At 67.8% G+C, this 18,367-nt stretch carries 15 protein-coding genes; 11 read left to right on the top strand and 4 right to left on the bottom strand.

Features of this window, described 5'->3' with window-relative positions; all coding sequences use genetic code 11:
- The first annotated feature begins 23 nt into the window (after positions 1 to 23).
- The 4 genes from KY389_RS06860 (at position 24) to KY389_RS06875 (ending at position 2,513) form a co-directional block, all read left to right on the top strand.
- Positions 24 to 533, top strand: coding sequence for a Fur family transcriptional regulator (locus KY389_RS06860; RefSeq protein WP_219830116.1), 510 nt, complete (start codon positions 24 to 26; stop codon positions 531 to 533).
- Positions 530 to 1,306, top strand: a complete 777-nt coding sequence (locus KY389_RS15815; protein ID WP_219830118.1) for a metal ABC transporter ATP-binding protein — start codon at positions 530 to 532, stop codon at positions 1,304 to 1,306. Before KY389_RS06860 ends, KY389_RS15815 begins: the two co-directional genes overlap by 4 nt.
- 24 nt (positions 1,307 to 1,330) lie before the next feature.
- A complete protein-coding gene (locus KY389_RS06870; RefSeq protein ID WP_219830119.1) occupies positions 1,331 to 2,113 on the top strand; it encodes a metal ABC transporter permease in 783 nt (260 codons plus the stop codon).
- Positions 2,114 to 2,303: 190 nt separating this feature from the next.
- Positions 2,304 to 2,513 (top strand): hypothetical protein, encoded by a 210-nt coding sequence (locus KY389_RS06875; RefSeq protein ID WP_219830121.1) that lies wholly within the window; start codon positions 2,304 to 2,306, stop codon positions 2,511 to 2,513.
- Between the two features lie 154 nt (positions 2,514 to 2,667).
- Here the strand turns inward: KY389_RS06875 and KY389_RS06880 are convergent, their stop codons facing one another.
- The 4 genes from KY389_RS06880 to KY389_RS06895 form a co-directional block, all read right to left on the bottom strand.
- Entirely contained in the window at positions 2,668 to 3,318 is a 651-nt protein-coding gene (locus tag KY389_RS06880) for a YjbF family lipoprotein (protein ID WP_219830122.1), read from the bottom strand.
- Positions 3,315 to 5,495 carry a YjbH domain-containing protein gene (locus KY389_RS06885; protein WP_219830124.1) on the bottom strand — a complete coding sequence of 727 codons (2,181 nt, stop codon included), beginning with the start codon at positions 5,493 to 5,495 and terminating at the stop codon, positions 3,315 to 3,317. Before KY389_RS06885 ends, KY389_RS06880 begins: the two co-directional genes overlap by 4 nt.
- 115 nt (positions 5,496 to 5,610) lie before the next feature.
- Entirely contained in the window at positions 5,611 to 6,156 is a 546-nt protein-coding gene (locus KY389_RS06890; protein ID WP_219830125.1) for a hypothetical protein, read from the bottom strand.
- 114 nt (positions 6,157 to 6,270) lie between these two features.
- Positions 6,271 to 7,653 (bottom strand): L-serine ammonia-lyase, encoded by a 1,383-nt coding sequence (locus tag KY389_RS06895; RefSeq protein WP_219830127.1) that lies wholly within the window; start codon positions 7,651 to 7,653, stop codon positions 6,271 to 6,273.
- A 305-nt stretch (positions 7,654 to 7,958) separates the two neighbouring features.
- Between KY389_RS06895 and dusB the strand changes: the two genes are divergently transcribed.
- From dusB to KY389_RS06930, 7 genes are all read left to right on the top strand, one after another.
- Positions 7,959 to 8,969: a tRNA dihydrouridine synthase DusB gene (gene dusB / locus KY389_RS06900; RefSeq protein ID WP_219830129.1), complete on the top strand. Its 1,011-nt coding sequence runs from the start codon at positions 7,959 to 7,961 to the stop codon at positions 8,967 to 8,969.
- A complete protein-coding gene (locus KY389_RS06905) occupies positions 8,966 to 10,081 on the top strand; it encodes a two-component system sensor histidine kinase NtrB (RefSeq protein WP_219830131.1) in 1,116 nt (371 codons plus the stop codon). The genes dusB and KY389_RS06905 overlap by 4 nt, the downstream gene beginning before the upstream one ends.
- Before the next feature lie 11 nt (positions 10,082 to 10,092).
- Positions 10,093 to 11,547, top strand: a complete 1,455-nt coding sequence (locus tag KY389_RS06910; RefSeq protein ID WP_219830133.1) for a response regulator — start codon at positions 10,093 to 10,095, stop codon at positions 11,545 to 11,547.
- 84 nt (positions 11,548 to 11,631) lie between these two features.
- The gene (locus KY389_RS06915) at positions 11,632 to 13,884 is read left to right on the top strand and encodes a sensor histidine kinase NtrY-like (RefSeq protein WP_219830135.1); all 2,253 of its coding nucleotides are present in this window, start codon (positions 11,632 to 11,634) and stop codon (positions 13,882 to 13,884) included.
- The gene (ntrX, locus tag KY389_RS06920) at positions 13,881 to 15,272 is read left to right on the top strand and encodes a nitrogen assimilation response regulator NtrX (protein ID WP_219830137.1); all 1,392 of its coding nucleotides are present in this window, start codon (positions 13,881 to 13,883) and stop codon (positions 15,270 to 15,272) included. Before KY389_RS06915 ends, ntrX begins: the two co-directional genes overlap by 4 nt.
- Positions 15,273 to 15,367: 95 nt before the next feature.
- On the top strand, positions 15,368 to 16,744 hold the full coding sequence (gene trkA / locus KY389_RS06925) for a Trk system potassium transporter TrkA (RefSeq protein WP_219830139.1): 1,377 nt from the start codon (positions 15,368 to 15,370) through the stop codon (positions 16,742 to 16,744).
- Between the two features lie 10 nt (positions 16,745 to 16,754).
- On the top strand, positions 16,755 to 18,362 hold the full coding sequence (locus KY389_RS06930; protein WP_219830141.1) for a TrkH family potassium uptake protein: 1,608 nt from the start codon (positions 16,755 to 16,757) through the stop codon (positions 18,360 to 18,362).
- Positions 18,363 to 18,367 lie beyond the last annotated feature (5 nt).

Here is an 18,367-nt window from a genome sequence, read left to right on the forward strand (position 1 = left end):
CAAATCCTTGAGCGCGAGGCCCTGTGTCCGATCGCCTATACCAGCCATCCGATCCCGCGGCGGCCTTCCAGCCGCATGATCACCGGCATTGCAGCAGCGCAGCCCTGGACGCGGCCGAGGCGCGCCTGGCGCGTCAGGGCGCGCGCCTGACCCCCGTGCGCCGACGCACCTTGGAGATCCTGCTGGAAAGCCATCGCGCGATGGGTGCCTATGAGGTGCTGGACCGGCTGGCCGCCGAGGGCTTCGGCCGACAGCCTCCGGTCGCCTATCGCGCGCTGGAATTCCTGGTCAGCCACGGTCTGGCGCATCGCCTGCAACGTCTGAACGCGTTTGCCGCCTGCCTGAATCCGGGTCATGACCACAACCCGGCCTTTCTGATCTGCCGGTCCTGCGACCGGGTGGCCGAGGCCGAGGCCGCGCCGGTTCGCGCCGTCCTGTCCGATGTCGCTGCAGCCGCCGGGTTCCGGGTCGAGCGTGCGACGATCGAGGCGCTTGGCCTCTGCGCCTCCTGCGCGGCGGAAGGTGCCGCATGAACGCTCTGATCCAGGCCGAGGCGCTGACCATCAACCGCCCCGACAGTGCCATCACCGTGCTGGATCGCGTCGATTTCCGCATCAGCCCGGGCGAGATCGTCACCGTGGTCGGGCCGAACGGCTCGGGCAAGTCCTCGCTGGTGCGGGCGCTTCTGGGGCATATGCCGCTGGCGGGGGGGCGCGTGGCGCGCCGGGCCGGGCTGCGGATCGGCTATGTGCCGCAGAAGGTTCATGTCGATACGGCGATCCCGATGAATGTGCGCCGCTTCCTGTCGCTGCCGCGCCGCGTCAGCGATGCCGAGGCCGAAGCGGCCTTGGCCCGCACCGGCGTTCCGGGTCTGGGCAGGCGGCCATTGACCCAGCTTTCGGGCGGCCAGTTCCAGCGCGTGCTTCTGGCGCGCGCGCTGCTGGCGGACCCGCATCTGCTGGTGCTGGATGAGCCGACGCAGGGGCTGGATCAGCCGGGCATCGTGGCTTTTTACCAGTTGATCGAAGAGGTGCGTCGGCAGACCGGCGCGGCCGTGCTGATGGTCAGCCATGATCTGCTGGTGGTCATGCGGTCTTCGGACCGTGTCATCTGTCTCAACGGGCATGTCTGCTGCGAGGGCACGCCCGAACATGTCAGCAACGCGCCCGAATACCGCGCCCTGTTCGGGGCCGAGGCACAGGGGATGCTGGCGCTTTACCGCCACCACCACGACCATGATCATGACGGCACGGTTTCGGGACATGTCCACGGGCCGGGCTGCGATCACGACCACGGCCACGCCTGAGCGGCGGGCACGACAGGACAAGACATGCTGGACGATTTCTTTACCCGCGCAATTCTGGCGGGGCTTGGGCTGGCGCTGGTGGCGGGGCCTCTGGGCTGCTTCGTCGTCTGGCGGCGGATGGCCTATTTCGGCGATTCGACCGCCCATGCCGCAATTCTGGGTGTGGCGCTGGCCCTGGCCTTCGACATCTCGATCTATGCGGGCACGCTGGCTGTCGCTGTGGTGATGGCGGTGACGGTGGCAGCGCTGGTCTCACGCGGGCAGGCGATGGACACGATGCTGGGTGTGCTGTCCCATTCCGCGTTGGCCTTCGGCCTTGTGGCGATCAGCTTCGTGCCGGGGGCGCGGTCGGACCTGTCGGGCTATCTGTTCGGCGATATCCTGGCGGTGGGCCGCAGCGATCTGGTGCTGATCTGGGGCGGTGCGGCGCTGGTCCTGGCGGTTCTGATGATCCGCTGGCAGCGCCTGCTGACCAGTAGCCTGAACGAGGAACTGGCCATGGCTGTGGGGATCGACCCGCGGGTCGAACGGCTGGTCCTGTCGCTGGCGCTGGCCGTGGTGGTCGCCCTGGCGATTCGAGTGGTGGGCTCGCTGCTCATTTCGGCCATGCTGATCGTGCCGGCGGCGGCAGCCCGCGGATGGGCCGGCTCGCCCGAGCGGATGGCCGCCGGTGCGGCATCGATTGCGGCGGCCTCGGTCGGGTTGGGATTATGGACAAGCCTGCGTCTGGACAGCCCGGCCGGTCCCACGATTGTGACCGTCGCGGCAATTTTTTTCGTGGCTTCCCAGATCCTTCGCCGCCACTAGTGCGATTTTGCCACGCTTTTCCAAGGTAATGGCCCCGTCCGGAACGAAGCGCCACCAAGCGTGTTTGCCAATATGCAACACCTGCCTGGACCCGGCGCGCCTCTGAATTAATGCTTCTTTTCAAGCGTCCGGGTTTGTGCAAGTGTCGCACCGATGTTGCCGGTGACGGCAGCCTTCAATGAAACGGAGCATGATCATGACCAAATTCGCTACTCTCGCTGCCGCACTGACCCTGTCGGCTACCTCGGCCTTCGCTGGTGGCTTCGTTGCCCCCGTCGTCGAAGTCGAGCCCGTCATCGTCGAAGAAAGCGCCGCCACCACCAACGCTGGCCTGGTCGTTCCGGCCCTGCTGCTGCTGGCCGTGATCGCCGCCGTCGCTTCGGACAGCGACGACAGCTGATATCCGGCGGGTCGTTCGATGGCCCGTTGACAGGGGGCTGGCCCGTTCGGGTCGGCCCCTTTCCTTTTGTCCGCCCCGCAAATGCCGTGACGCGGTAACAGGAAAACGCCGGCCCCGCAGGGACCGGCGTTTTCCTGTTCCGCGTGGCGCCCTGTCAGGGCCGCAGCGTCGCGATCGTCACATGGCCCAGTCCCGGGCCTACCCATTGCCGCGAGGCAAGAATCTGCCCGCCCTCCAGCGCATAGGTGTTCTGGAAGCGCGTGCCGTGGCCTTCGCAGTCTTCGGTCATCAATCCGGTCTGCGGGCCCGGCGCGACGGTGCAGGCGAATTGCAGCGGCCGTTCCAGCCCGTCGCCTGACAGATAGCGCATGATACGCGTGCCCTGACCGGCACGGCCCGCCCGGATCAGCGCCTCGGTGCCCGGCTCGGCGACCGACAGGTCGCGGCCCAGACCGCGGGTGCCGACCAGCATGCCACCGCGCAGGATCACGGCCTCTTCCGAAGGGGTCATGTAGGTCCGCATCGCGCCATTCTGGCCGACCATGGCCATGATCTGCGTCTGGCCCAGCGTCTCGAACCCGACCTGGATCAGGGGACCGGGATTGACGCGCAGAGCCTCGGCGGCGCGTTCGGCGTCACTGCGGGCGGGTGCGGTCGTCTCTGGCGCGCCTTGGGCGCGGGCGACGCGGTCGGCCAGCACCGCCTGCGCGGTGCGCGTCACGACGCCCGGACCCTCGTTGCCGCAGGCGGCCAGCGCGCCCAGCAGGGCCAAGGCGGTCAAGGCCTTCATCGGTTTCAAGATCATCGCCAGAAACTCCCCCAGCCCTGTTGCATCCTGACGCCGTGGCTGTCGCGCACCTTGTCATAGAGACGATCCTTGACCTCGACCCGCGCGCCCCCGTCACGCGACAGCGAACGGATGCGGCTTTCGGCCCGCTCGCGGGTCGGCGTGCCGGTCGCCCAGGAAATCGGGATCGAGAAGGTCACGCCCTTGTCGAAGCTGCCTTCGCCGAATTCCTCGGCCGACAGGTCGGTCTTGGTCGCATAGGCGCCGACCCGCCAGCCATTGGCGAATTCGCGGGTCAGCGTGAAGGTCGCGCCCCGGTCGCCCGCCAGATACTGGCCGACATCAAGCTGCGCAATGAAGCCCTGGCTGAGTTCGTAATAGGCCGAGACATGGCCCGTCGTGACCTCGTAATCGCGGAAATCGAACCGCGCATCGAAATCGCGCTTGCGCACGCGGTTCACCTCGGCGCCGAAGGCCAGGGGCGAGTTGACCGGTTTCCACAACACCTCGGCCGAGACGCCGCCATAGGCGCGTTCCAGCAGGCCCACGGTCACGCGGCTATAGACCTGATCCGAGGGCTTGGCGAACCAGGCCAGCGTCAGTTCCGGAATGATCGGGCTGGTATTGCCCGCATACATCCGCGTGTCCGACCGCACGCGCGGCACACCTTCGGGCGTGGTCTCAAGCGAGGGATCGGCCAGATATTCCTCGGGGGTAAAGCGGCGGCCGCGTTCGCCCGGAACGCCGGGGCCGCTTTGCCTGATGTCGCCGAAGGCGCGCTGGCGGATGGCGCCGGTGGCGATCAGGCCGGGCAGCAATTCATAGCTGGCCCGCGCCTCGGCGCCGAATTCGTAGCGCAGGGGTTCTTCGGGATCGAAGAGGCCCAGATCGAAATAGGGCCCGATCCGCCAGCGGAAGCGCGGGAACAGATCCTCGGTCTGGATCAGCCCGGCGGGACGGGGGGTGGCATCCGACAGGTCGGTTGCGGCGGCGATCTGGCCGACTTCGGTGTTTTCAAGCCGCTCGATATCGCTGCGGCGCAGGGTGACGGACGAGGTCGGCAGCCCGTCCGCCGACGAGGTGATCACGAAGGTTTCGACCGTGGCAGGCAGGGCGCGGGTCATCAGACGCGCGGTGCGCCCGATCGCCTGCGCCTGCTGGTTGTAGCGGTTGTTGCGGATGCGCAATTCCGCCCGCGTGGCCGACAGGGTCATCGATTCGAGGATCTGTCCCTCTTTTGCCAGCGCATCGGCCAGAACCTTTTGCAGCACGGGGCGGGCGGTGGGGTCGCTGGCCCATTCGGGCGACCAGGCCTCGGGATCGGCGGCGGGGGCGGGGCGCGGGCGCACCGGGGCGGGGGCCTTTTCCAACCCCGAGGGATAGGCGGCCTCGCGCGGGTTCAGCGTCACGGTGAACTGTGCGCCGATGCTTTCATTGCCGATCGTATAGAGACCAAGCTGATAGTTCCGGCGCATCCGGTAGCTGGCGCCGAAATTCAGCCGGCCCGGCTCGGCACTGCCCTGCTGGAAAAAGCCGCCATTGCTGTAGCTGGCCTGATAGACATCGTTGGAATATTCCGCCGTCAGGGTCAGCCGGTCGTTCACGTCCCACGACACCGAGCCGAAGGGCCGCGCTTCGCCTCGGAACCAGTCGCTGGTATTGGCGGTGCCGCCCAGATCGGCGGCGTCGATCACGCGCGGCCGACCCGCCAGCGTGCCCCAGCCAAGCCCGATGCTGGCCCGGACATTCGGCGTGACCTGCCGGGTCGCCACGATGTATTCGCCCGAATAGACGCCGGTGCCTAGAAAGTCCTGAAGGCCGATGGAGACAGCCGGCCGCCAGCCCTGCTGCTCGAAGAGCTGGTAGCGCAGGTCGAAGGACCGGTCCCAGATGAAGCCGTCATTGCGGAAATCGTTGATCCCGTCCACGCGGGAATAGCGCAGATTGGCCGTCAACTGCGGAAGAACCTGAAAGAAGACGTTGTTGCGCAAGGCATAATCCGAATAGGATATGGTCGCGCCAAGACTGCCCTCGGGCAGGGTTTCGGCGGTGGGCGTGTCGATTCCGCCGGGCATACCATAGGCCGACATGTTACGCGCGACCAGCGGATCGGCGGGGGCCGCGCCGGGGATCGTCAGCACCGCAAGGGGCAGGGTGGTGGCCAGAAGCTGGCGCAGCAGGGGTGATCGGCGCATGGGCAGCATCCTCTTGGCGATCGTGGCGGCTGGTCAGAGGTGGGGTCGGTCCGCCTCTGGCAGGGATCGTTGCGGCGCGCCACACAATCATGCGTGAGGGCGCACCGGAACCGGCTCAGTTGGCCGGGGCATCGGTAGCGGTGGCGGTGCCTGGCGCGGCGCAGCCCGTTCGGGTCTGGCCCTGCACCGTCAGCCGCGCGGTCAGCGGAAAACCTTCGCCGGCCATGCTGTCCTGACATTCGCCCGGGCGCAGGTTCAGCACGAAGGGCCGCCCGCCCAGCACGCCGATATATTCGACGCCGCCGGCAAAGTTCAGGCGGTTGACCTGGATGATACGGCCGGATTGGTTGTCGGGCGTGCGATAGGTGGCGGTGTTGCCGGCGACCTGCACGTTCCAGAAAGGCTCGTTGCCGCGCGCCACAAAGGCCTGGGCGCGATAGGTGAGGGGCTCGACCGTGGCGACGGGGCGGGCCTCGGCGCCGGTCTCGATGGGTTGGACCAGCGGCGAAACAGCGGGCGGGCGTGGCCCTGCCGGCGTCTCGGGCTGCGACTCGGCCTCGGCGCCAAGGCCGATATTGCGGCGCAGGTCGGTCATGGCCTCGCTGTCGCAAGCGGCAAGGGGCAGGGTCATCAACGCGACAAGCGCGAAACGCGAGAACATGGGCTCTGGCCTCTGGATGGCAACGGGATCACTGTCGCACAAGCGTTAGCAACCCCGGCCCGGCACGGCAAGCAGGCAGCGCCGGATGGGCAGGACACCGCCCGCCCTGGCGCATCAGCAATTCGGCACGTTCACGGCCAGTCCGCCAAGCGAGGTTTCCTTGTATTTGTCGGACATGTCGCGGCCGGTCTGGCGCATCGTCTCGATGGCCGCGTCCAGCGGCACGATATGGCTGCCATCGCCGCGCAGGGCCAGGCTGGCGGCGCTGACGGCCTTGATCGCGCCAAGGCCGTTCCTTTCGATGCAGGGCACCTGCACAAGGCCCTTCACCGGATCGCAGGTCATGCCCAGATGATGTTCCAGCGCGATCTCGGCGGCGTTCTCGACTTGCCGGGGCGTGCCGCCCAGAACGGCGGCCAGCCCGGCGGCGGCCATCGCACTGGCGCTGCCCACCTCGGCCTGGCAGCCGCATTCCGCGCCCGAGATGCTGGCATTATGCTTGATCAGCCCGCCGATCGCCGCCGCTGTCAGCAGGAAATCGGGCAAGAGCCGCTCGGACGCGCCCGGCACATGGTCCAGCCAGTAGCGGATCACGGCGGGCACCGTCCCGGCCGCGCCGTTCGTGGGCGCGGTGACGACACGGCCGCCGGCTGCGTTTTCCTCGTTCACGGCCATGGCATAGACGCTCATCCAGTCGTTGATGACATGAGGCGCGGTCATGTTCAGCCCGCGTTCCTGGATCAGCTTGCGGTGGATGGCGGCGGCGCGGCGGCGCACGTTCAGCCCGCCGGGCAACACGCCTTCGGTCGCAAGACCCCGGTCCATGCAGTCGCGCATGATCGCCCAGATCCGCGCCAGCCCTTCGCGCAGTTCGCCGGGGGCGCGGAAGCAAAGTTCGTTTTCCTCTTTCATCCGGGCGATGGACTTGCCCGAAGCCTCGGCCATGGCCAACATCTCGGCGGCGCTGGCAAAGGGATAGGGCACCGAGACCGAGGCATCGCTGCGTGTCTCGCCCGCCCGTGCGGCCAGTTCCTCGGCAGTCAGCACGAAGCCGCCCCCGATCGAGTAATAGACGCGGTGCAGGATCACGTCGCCCTGCGCGTCGGTGGCCGAGATGGTCATGCCGTTGGCGTGGCCTGGCAGGGGGTTGTCGTAGTCTAAGCGCAGATCCCGGTCGGGATCGAAGGCCAGGGCCGCAAGGCCGGGCGGTTGCAGCCGCTTGCTGGCGCGGTTCTCGGCCAAGGCGGCCTCGGCCTGGTCGGGGTCCAGCGTGGCGGGGTGGAACCCGGCCAGGCCCAGGATCGTGGCGCGGTCGGTCGCATGTCCCTTGCCGGTGAAGGCCAGGCTGCCATGCAGGCTGGCGCGCAGCCCATGCGCGGTGAAGGGCTGGGCGCGCAGGTCGTCCAGAAAGCGCGCGCCCGCCACCATCGGCCCCATCGTATGCGAGGATGACGGACCGACGCCCGGCTTGAACAGATCGAAGACCGACAGGAACATGGTTCACCCTTCCCCCTTGCATTCCGGCACCCATCTAAGCAGGAGCGGCAACCCGCGGCCACGTCTGTCCGCGACGCATTGCCCCCGCAGATGCGACAGCATGTCGGTTTGCGCCGTGGCACCGGCACGCACGGGCACGCACATGCGGGCTGGTGCCGTGGCCTGGCAGCGGTTCGCATCGCATCTGCCCTTTTCATGTGCGATGTGATCAAATGAAAGGCAGAGACATCCCGCCTGCGAATTGGGCATTGCACGCGGGGATTGCTGCCCTTGCGGGCTTGCCGGCCCGGCGCGAAGGAGAAGTCATGCACAAATCGCAACCGATCATCCTAGGCGATACGCAGCTTGGCCCGCCGGTGTTTCTTGCACCCATGGCGGGAATCACCGATCTGCCGTTTCGCCGCGCCGTTGCGCGCTTTGGCGCGGGGCTGATGGTCAGCGAGATGGTCGCTTCGTCCGAGATGGTGACGCCCCGCCCCTCGACCCGCGCGGCGGTGCGCGCCAAGGCCCTGACCGAGGGACGGGGGCCCGTCAGCGTCCAGATCGCGGGACGCGAGGCGGCGGCGATGGCCGAAACCGCCCGCATTGTGGCGGGGATGGGCGCGCGGATCATCGACATCAACATGGGCTGCCCGGCCAAGAAGGTGACGGGCGGTCTGTCCGGCGCGGCATTGATGCGCGATCTGGATCACGCGATGAGGCTGGTCGATGCGGTGCTGGGCGCGGTCAGCGTGCCGGTCACGCTGAAGATGCGGTTGGGCTGGGATGACGATTGCCTGAACGCCGCCGATCTGGCGGGGCGGGCGCGCGATGCGGGGGTCGCCATGCTGACCGTGCATGGCCGCACGCGGGCGCAGTTCTACAAGGGGCGGGCAGATTGGGCGGCAATCCGGGCGGTGGCCGATCTGCCGGGGCGTCCGCCTGTGGTCGCGAATGGCGATGTGGTGGATGCGGCCAGCGCCCGGGCCGCGCTGGCGGCCTCGGGGGCGGATGCGGTGATGGTGGGGCGCGGTGCGCAGGGGCGGCCCTGGCTGCTGGCGCAGATCGCGCATGAGCTATGGGGCGCGCCCGCGCCCGAGGTGCCGCAGGGCGCGGCCCTGGTCGATCTGGTGGCCGAACATTACGAGGATATCCTGGGCTTCTACGGCACCGAGCTGGGCCTGCGCGTCGCGCGCAAGCATCTGGGCTGGTATGCCGAAGCCGCCCGTTCCCCCCGACGCGCCGAACTGGTGCAGGCCGAGACCCCCGCCGCGACCCTGGCCCTGATCGCGCGCGCCTTCGCCGAGGCCCCCCATCCCGCGCAGGAGGCCGCATGAGCCATTCCCGCCCCCGCGATTTCGTCGAGGCGCAACCGGGGCCGGGCTGGGACTGCCTGCCGCTGCCCGCGCTGATCCTTGACGGCTGCGGGCGCATTGCCGCCATGAACGAGGCGGCGGAGTTCTGGCTGAACCTGTCGCGCAACTCGACCCTGGGCAAGGCGCTGGAGGGCGACGAGATCGCCACGCGGCTGCGGATCGACCCGGCGCTGGCGCCGATGATCGCACGGGTCAAGGCGACCGATGAGACGGGCTATCACCCCTCGGTCGCATTCGAGATCGGCGACCGGGCGGGCGGCCATCTGACGCGCCGCGCCGCCGTCCATCTGGGCCGGGGCGCCGAATCCGGGGGCGCGGTCAGCCTGCTCATCGTCCCGCAGGAATTGGACGGCATCCATCAAAGCCGCAGCATCCGCAGCGCCGCGCGCAGCGCCATCGGCATGGCCGAGATGCTGGCCCACGAGATCAAGAACCCGCTGGCGGGCATTCGCGGCGCGGCTCAGTTGATGGCAATGAACGCCAGCCCCGAAGACCGCGAGATGGCCGAGATGATCGTCAGCGAATCGCGCCGCATCGTCGCGCTGCTGGATCAGGTGGAGCGCTTCGGCGATACTTCGCCGCCGATTCTGGCGCCGGTCAACATCCATGACGTGCTGGAACAGGTCCGCCGCTCGGCCCAGGTGGGTTTCGCCAGGGGCCTGCGGATCGTGACCGATTACGACCCCTCGCTGCCCATGGCACTGGCGGATGCCGACCAGCTGATGCAGGTCTGCCTGAACCTGGTGAAGAACGCCGCCGAGGCGCTGGCGGGCAAGACGGGCGGCTTGATCCGGCTGCGCAGCTTCTATGACCACACCCTGCGCCGCCCCCCCGACGAGGCCGATCCCGCAGGCCGCCCGCTGCCCCTGCAGATCGAGGTCGAAGATAACGGGCCGGGCTTTCCCCCTGCGATCGCCGATCAGGTCTTCGAGCCCTTCGTCTCGGGGCGCGAGAACGGCACCGGGCTGGGGCTGGCGCTGGTCAGCAAGATCATCACCGACCACGGCGCACTGATCCGCGTGGACAGCCGCCCTGGACGCACCGTTTTCCGACTTTCACTGCCCAAGGCATAAGGACCGAACCCATGGACGGAACCGTTCTGATCGCTGACGACGACCGCACCATCCGCACGGTGCTGACGCAGGCACTGACGCGCGCGGGCTGTCGCGTCCATGCGACCGGCAGCCTGGCGCAATTGTCGAAATGGGTCGAGGAGGGGCGCGGAGATCTGGTCATCACCGACGTGATGATGCCCGACGGCAACGGCATTGATCGTATTCCCCGTTTTCGCGAAATGCGCCCTGATCTGCCGGTCATCGTGATTTCGGCGCAGAACACCATCGTCACCGCGATCCGCGCCACCGAGGCCGAGGCTTTCGAATATCTGCCCAAGCCCTTTGACCTGCCAGACCTGATGTCCAGGGCAGGCCAGGCCCTGTCGCGCCGCCCGCGCAAATCCGATCCTGTCCCCGAACCGCTGGCCGCGCCGCGCGATACGGCCGATCCGGCCATGCCCCTGATCGGCCACGCGCCCGCGATGCAGGCGCTGTTCCGCATGGTCGCGCGGGTGCTGAACGCCGATCTGCCCGTCCTGATCGCGGGCGAGGCGGGCGTAGGCAAGACCACCATCGCACGCAGCTTTCACGACCTGTCGGATCGCCGCGAAGGGGGGCTTGCGATTCTGACCTCGGCCGATTCCGGAGACGAGGCCATCGCCCGCGCCACCGACCGCGCCCGCGGCGGCACCATCGTCATCGAGAACCCGGCGGGCTTCGATCCGGCCGCGCAGGCCCGCCTGATCGGCATGATCGAGGCGATGGAAAGCGGCCCCGACCGCGCCAGCGCGCCGCGCATCGTGGCCACGATCGGCCCCGACCCCCAGGCCGATGTGGCGGCGGGGCGGTTGCGTTCGGACCTCTATTACCGGCTGGCGGGGGTGACGATCAGCGTGCCGCCCCTGCGCGCGCGGGTCGATGACATCCTGCCGCTGGCCTCGCACCTGCTGGCGCGCGCGGCCTCGCAGGGTCTGCCCGAACGCAGCCTGTCCGACGAGGCCTCGGCCATGCTGCGCGCCCATCCCTTCCCGGGCAATGTGCGCGAGTTGGAAAACATGATGCGCCGTCTGGCGCTGACCGCGAACGGCCCGCAGATCAGCGCGACCGAGATGCGCGAGGCGCTGAGCCAGCAGGCCGGCGTCCGTATGGCCCCCCCGCCTGCCGGCGTGAACGCGCCGGTTGGCCCTGTCGGCTTCCAGCCCGAACAGACCATCCCCATGCCCGCCGCCCATGCCCGCCTGTCGGATTCGGTCGAGGCGCATCTGCAACGCTATTTCGACCTGCATGGCGATGCACTGCCGCCTCCGGGGCTTTACGACCGCATCCTGCGCGAGATCGAGCGTCCGCTGCTGCAGGTGGCGCTGGATGCAACGGGCGGAAACCAGCTGCGCTGTGCCGACCTGCTGGGGATCAACCGCAATACGCTGCGCAAGAAGCTGACCGAGCTGAATATCGAGGTGACACGGCGCCGCAAACTGATGTAAAACCGCCACAGGTCGCAGCGCAAGGGTCACAACGACCCGCGCGCCGCGTTGGAAAAGCCGCGACAGACGGCGGATGTGGGGGTCATGGCGGGGTCCGTATCAGGTCTTGGCTGGGACAATCTGGCTAGATTGCGCCTGCCGCGCGAATCCCGGAAGATTCTGGGCTGGGTCATCCTGCTTGTCGGGCTGCTGCTGGGCGGCGCGACAATCGCGATGCTGGGCCCTCTGGGGCGGGGGCTGGACGGGCGGCTGATGCGCCTGGTGCTGCTGCTGGATCTGGCCTATCTGATCCTGCTGACCGGTTTCGTGATGGCGCGGATGGCGCGGCTGATCCTGGCGCGGCGCACGAACGCGCCCGCGTCGCGGCTGCACGGGCGGCTGGTCGCCATCTTCGCAGGTCTGGCGCTGGTGCCCACGGTGCTGGTCGCGCTGTTCGCCGGCGTTCTGGTCAATATCGGACTCGAGGGCTGGTTCTCGGAACGGGTGCAGCAGGTCGTCACGACCTCGCAGGCCGCAGCCGAAGCCTATCAGGAAGAACACCGTCGCGATCTGTCCGAGGATGCGCGCGCCCTGGCCGGCTTCCTGACTCAGGCGGCCCGCGCCAACCCCCTGATCGAGGATGCCGAGATGCGGCAGCTTCTGGTCCAGGGACAGGCGCTGATCCAGCGCGGCCTGCGCGAGGCCTATATCATCAACGGCGCGGGCGAGATCCGGGCGCGGGGCGACCGCAGCTACCTGTTCTGGTATGAAGAACCCTCGACCGCGCAACTGGATCAGGCGCAGACCGAGGGACTGGTCCTGATCGAGGACTGGGCGAATGACGAATTCCGCGCGCTGGTCGCGCTGCCGCCTTTGGCGGACCGTTATCTGTATGTGACGCGCGATGTCGATGGCAGCCTGCTGGGGCTTCTGGACGAGACGCGCGCGACAGTGGGCGACTATCGCCAGCTCGAGGAAATGCGCGCGCGGGTGCTGTTTGAATTCTCGCTGGTCTATCTGGGCTTTGCCCTTCTGCTGGTCTCGGCCGCGATCTGGCTGGGCCTGTGGTTCGCCAGCCGTCTGTCGCGGCCCATCGGTCTGCTGGCGCAGGCCACAGAGCGGGTCGGGCAGGGCGATCTCGAAGTCCAGGTTCCCGAGCCGCGCACCGGCGACGAGATCCAGACTCTGGGTCTGGCCTTCAACCGCATGACGCGCCAGCTCAAGGCGCAGCGCGACGAACTGGTCGAAAGTTATCGTCTGTCCGACGAACAGCGCCGCCTGTTCGACAATGTGCTGTCCTCGGTCACGTCGGGCGTGATCGGTCTGGACGCCGCTGGCGAGATCGACTTCGTCAACCGCTCGGCCAGCCGCCTGCTGGGCCTGGACCCCCGGCGCGACATCGACGCGCTTCTGTCCCAAGCCGTGCCGGAATTCGCGCCCCTGTTCGACCGCCTGTCAGCCTCGGTCGCGGAAACCGTGCAGGACGAGGTGCGCCTGACCCGTCAGGGCCGGATCGAAAGCCTGCTGGTCCGCATGGCCGTCAGGCGCGGCGGCGATGGCGCGCTGGAGGGATATGTGGTCGCCTTCGACGATGTGACCGAACTGGTCAGCGCGCAGCGCATGGCCGCCTGGGGTGATGTCGCCCGCCGTGTGGCGCATGAGATCAAGAACCCGCTGACGCCGATCCAGCTTTCTGCCGAACGCCTGCGGCGCAAGTTCGGGCCTCTGGTGCCCCAAGGCGACCAGGCCGCACTGGAACAATATACCGACGTGATCATCCGCCAGACCAACGACCTGCGCCGCATTGTGGACGAGTTCAGCCGCTTTGCGCGGATGCCCGAACCCGACCGCGCCGAGACCGATATCGCGGCGCTGCTGCGCGAGGTGGTTCTGCTTCAGCAGGACGCGCTGCACGGCGCCTTGCAGACCGAGATCCCCGACGCCCCGGTGATCGTCGATGCCGATGCCGGGATGCTGCGTCAGGCGCTGACGAACCTGTTGAAGAATGCGGGCGAGGCGGTCGAGGAATGTCTGGACCGTTCCGGCTATGTGCCCGCGATCCGCGTCACGCTGGAGACTGCCCCCGAAACTGTCTGCATCCGCATCATCGACAACGGCCCCGGCCTGCCCGCCGACCGCTCGCGCCTGTTCGAGCCTTATGTGACGCTGAAAAGCACGGGCACGGGCCTTGGCCTGCCCATCGTCAAGAAGATCGTCGAGGAACATGGCGGCAGCCTGTCCCTGACCGACGCGCCCGATGGACCGGGGGCAATGGCCGAAATCCGGCTGCCGCGCGAACGCCACCCCGTCCGCGCGGCCAAGACCAAGAGCAGAGAAAAGGACGAGGCGACATCATGAGCGACATCCTGATCGTCGATGACGAACGAGACATCCGCGAACTGATCGCGGACATCCTGAAGGACGAGGGGTTCGAGACGCGGCTGGCCGCCAATTCCGATGAGGCCGTGACCGCCCTGAACGAGCGCGAACCGGCGCTGATGGTGCTGGACATCTGGCTCAAGGACAGCCGGATGGACGGCATCGACATCCTGAAACAGGTCAAGCGCAACAATCCCGATGTGCCGGTCATCATCATCTCGGGGCACGGCAATATCGAGATCGCCGTCGCGGCGATCAAGCAGGGCGCCTATGACTTCATCGAAAAGCCCTTCAACATCGACCAGTTGATGGTCGTGGTGAACCGGGCGATGGAAACAAGCCGCCTGCGCCGCGAAAACAGCTCGCTGCGGCGCGGGGGCGAGCGTCAGGTCCAGATGCTGGGCCATTCCGCGCCCTTCCGCCGTCTGCGTGATGCGCTGGACAAGGTCGCGCGCTCGAACGGGCGGGTGCTGCTGTCGGGCGAGCCCGGCACCGGCAAGGAAATGGCCGCGCGCTACATCCACGCCCATAGCCCGCGCGCGGATGCGCCCTTCGTCACCGTCCCCTGCGCCACGATCGAGCCCGAGCGGATGGAAGAGGTCCTGTTCGGCCGCGAATCGGCCGAGCGCGGGATCGAACCGGGCCTGCTGGAACAGGCGCATGGCGGGGTGATCTATTTCGACGAGGTGGGCGACATGCCCCTTGGCACCCAGCCCAAGATCCTGCGGGTGCTGACCGAACAGCAATTCGTCCGGGCGGGCGGGTCGGACAAGGTGCGCGTCGATCTGCGGGTCTTGTCCTCGACCAATCGCGATCTGATGGCGGAAATCGCGGCCGGGCGCTTCCGGCAGGAATTGTATGACAGGCTGAATGTGGTGCCCATCGCGGTGCCTTCGCTGGCGGACCGGCGCGACGACATCGCCCTGCTGGCCCGCCACTTCATCGAACATTTCCACGCGACACAGGGCCTGACGCCGCGGGATCTGCCCGAGGAAACCGTCGCCGCGCTGCAATCCATGCGCTGGCCGGGCAATATCCGCCAGCTTCGCAACGTGATCGAACGTGTGCTGATCCTGGCCGAAGGTCCGGGCCCGATCCAGCCCTCGGAACTGGAACCGCAGGGCGCCACTCCCGACAACAGCGATGCGCTGAGCCTTGGCCCGCAGGTGACCGCGATGCCCCTGCGCGAGGCGCGCGAATTGTTCGAGCGCGAATACCTTGTCGCGCAGATCAACCGCTTCGGCGGGAATATCAGCCGCACGGCGCAGTTCGTGGGCATGGAGCGCAGCGCGCTGCATCGCAAGCTGAAATCGCTTGGCGTGGTGGGTGGAATGCGCAGCGACGAGGACATGATGATGGGCAAGTGACCGCGCTTGCGCCTTGCCTGCGGCCGGCATAGGCAGGGGGCTTGCAAGGCGCCGACCCGGAAGGGGGCGCGTTTCGTGCGACACGAGGGCAGTCGATGAAGATCATCATTTGCGGTGCCGGGCAGGTCGGCTGGCAGATCGCGCGCCATCTTGCGGGCGAACGCAACGATGTGACGGTGATCGACAACAATGCCGATCTGATCCGGCGGGCGACCGATGCGCTGGATGTGCAGGGCGTCACGGGCTTTGCCAGCCATCCCGATGTGCTGGATCGCGCGGGCGCGCGCGACGCCGACCTGATCATCGCCGCGACCCATTCGGACGAGGTGAACATGGTCACCTGCCAGGTCGCCCATTCTGTCTTTCAGGTGCCGCGCAAGATCGCGCGGCTGCGTTCGGGCGCCTATCTCGACGCGATCTATTCCGACCTCTACCGGACCGAGCACCTGCCCATCGACGTGGTCATCAGCCCCGAACGAGAGGTCGCCAAGGCCGCGCTGCAACGTCTGTCGGCGCCCTCGACCTTTGATGTCGAGACCTTCCTCAAGGGGCGGGTTCATCTGCTGGGGATCGACCTCGAACCCGATTGCCCGGCGCTGAACACGCCCCTGCGGCAGCTTTCCGAGCTGTTTTCCAGCCTGCGCGCCATCGTGGTCGGGGTGCGCCGCGAGGGGCGGCTTTTCGCGCCCGAACCGGGCGACCAGCTTTTCGCGGGCGATCAGATCTATGTGTTCGCCCATGTCGATGACGTGGCCCGCACGCTGGACATCTTCGGCAAGCCCCCGCGCAAGCAAGAGCGGCTGGTCATCATCGGCGCGGGCAATGTCGGGCTGGCCGTGGCCCGCGCGCTCGAGGCACGTCCCGACCGCATCCGCGCCAAGCTGATCGAGCGCGACCGCGCCCGCGCGGAATTCGCCGCCGACAGGCTGGAACGGACCATCGTGCTGAACGGGGACGGCCTGTCGGTTGAATTGCTGGATGAGGCTTCGGTTTCCTCGGCCGATGCGGTTCTGGCCGTGACCGATGACGACAAGACGAACATCCTGGCCTCGATCCGGGCCAAGCAGGCCGGTGCGCGCATGGCCATCGCGCTGGTCAACGACCCGACGCTTGTGCCGCTGATGGGTGCGCTGGACATCGACGCCTACATCAACCCGCGCGCCACGACCGTCTCGACCATTCTGCGCCATATCCGGCATGGCCGGGTGCGCGATCTCTATTCCATCGGGGACGCCGAGGCCGAGGTGATGGAGGCGCAGGTTCTGTCCACCTCTCCGATGGCGGGCCGCACCATCCGCGACATCGAATTTCCCGAAGGCGCGCTGATTGGCGCCGTGCAAAAGGGCGACCGCATCGTCATGCCCGCCGCCGATACCCGTATCGACGAGGGCGATCTGGTGCTGATCTTCGCCCTGACCGCCGATGTTCCCGAGGTCGAGCGCCTGCTTCAGGTCTCGATCGACTACTTCTGAGGCGCGGGCGATGCGCGCGATCCTGATGCGCCTGCCGCTGCTGGTCCTGGTCTGCGGCCTTGCGGCGCTGATGATGTGGCTGCCTGCGGCCCATGCCTCGATCACGGGCCATGCGGCAATTGCCCGCAACTTCTTCTATGCCGGGCTTCTGATCCTGGTCTTCTGCTTCCTGATCGGACTGGCCATGCAGGGAAACCGTCCGGATGGCCGCGCACCCACGATGCTGCTGAACATGCTGGCCGTTTTTGCGGGTCTGCCGCTGATCCTTGCACTGCCCTTCGCCGAAAGCCTGCCTGATACCGGCTGGTTCAACGCCTGGTGGGAGATGGTCTCGGCACTGACCACGACGGGGGCTTCGCTCTATTCGGCGGACCTGCTGCCCCAGCCGCTGCATCTGTGGCGTGCGCTGGTGGGCTGGATGGGCGGCTTCTTCGTTCTGGTCGCCGCCGTGGCGATCCTTGCACCGTTGCGTGTGGGTGGGTTCGAGCTCATGACCAACCCCCAGGACACCCGCCGCCTGGCCGATACGGGACAGGTGCTGCGTCGGGCCGAACGGGCGGGCCCGCTGATCGAATCCGCGCCCAACGATCCTCTGTTGCGCGTCCTGCGCGCCGCCGAGGCGGTGCTGCCCCCTTATGCCGGATTGACGCTGGCCTTGTGGGTGGGGCTGCTTCTGGCGGGCGATCCGTCCTTTCTGGCGCTGTGCCGCGCGCTTGGAACCCTGTCCACCTCGGGGATATCGCCGGTTCTGGGGCCTGCGGGCGAGGTCTCGGGCTTTGCGGGCGAGGCGCTGGTCTTTCTGTTCCTGCTGCCTGCCCTGTCTCGGCGCTTCTGGCCGGGCGGCGGCACGCTGCGCGCCAGCGAAAGGCTGCGCGACGATCCCGAATTGCGGCTGGCTGCGGGGCTGGTCGCGCTGGTTACGGCGGTCCTGTTCCTGCGCCACTTCATCGGCGCGATCGAGGCCGGCCCGGACGGGCAGGAGCCGCTGGCGGGCATCGGGGCGGGCCTGCGCGCGCTGTGGGGCGTGGCCTTCAATGCGCTGAGTTACCTGACCACGACGGGCTGGAACTCGAATGACTGGCAGGGCGCGCGGGCCTGGTCGGGGCTGACCGCGCCAGGGCTGATCCTGGCGGGGCTGGCGATGATGGGCGGCGGTGTGGCGACCACGGCGGGCGGCGTCAAGCTGTTGCGCGTCTATGCGCTGGCGCGACACGGCGAACGCGAGATGCAGCGCATCATCCATCCCTCGGCGGTGGCGGGCGGCGGGCGGATCGCGCGCCATCTGCGCCGCGAGGGGGCCTATCTGGCCTTCATCTTCTTCATGCTGTTTGCCATCTCGATTGCGGTGGTGGTGGCTCTGGTCTCGATTCAGGCGGTCGAGTTCGAGACGGCGACCATCCTGTCCATCGCCGCGCTGACGAATACCGGCCCGCTGGCGGGCGCGATCCCGCTGACCCCGGTCTTTGAAGGCAGCGCCGGCATCGCCTCGGCCCCGTGGGAGGGGTGGTCGGGTCTGCCCGACATGACCAAGGCAATCCTTGCCGCTGCCATGATCATCGGCCGCATCGAGACGCTGGCGATCCTGGCGCTGTTCTCGCCCGAGTTCTGGCGCCGCTGACAGGC

Source organism: Paracoccus bogoriensis (assembly GCF_019431455.1).
In the GTDB taxonomy this organism is placed as follows: Bacteria; Pseudomonadota; Alphaproteobacteria; order Rhodobacterales; family Rhodobacteraceae; genus Paracoccus; species Paracoccus bogoriensis.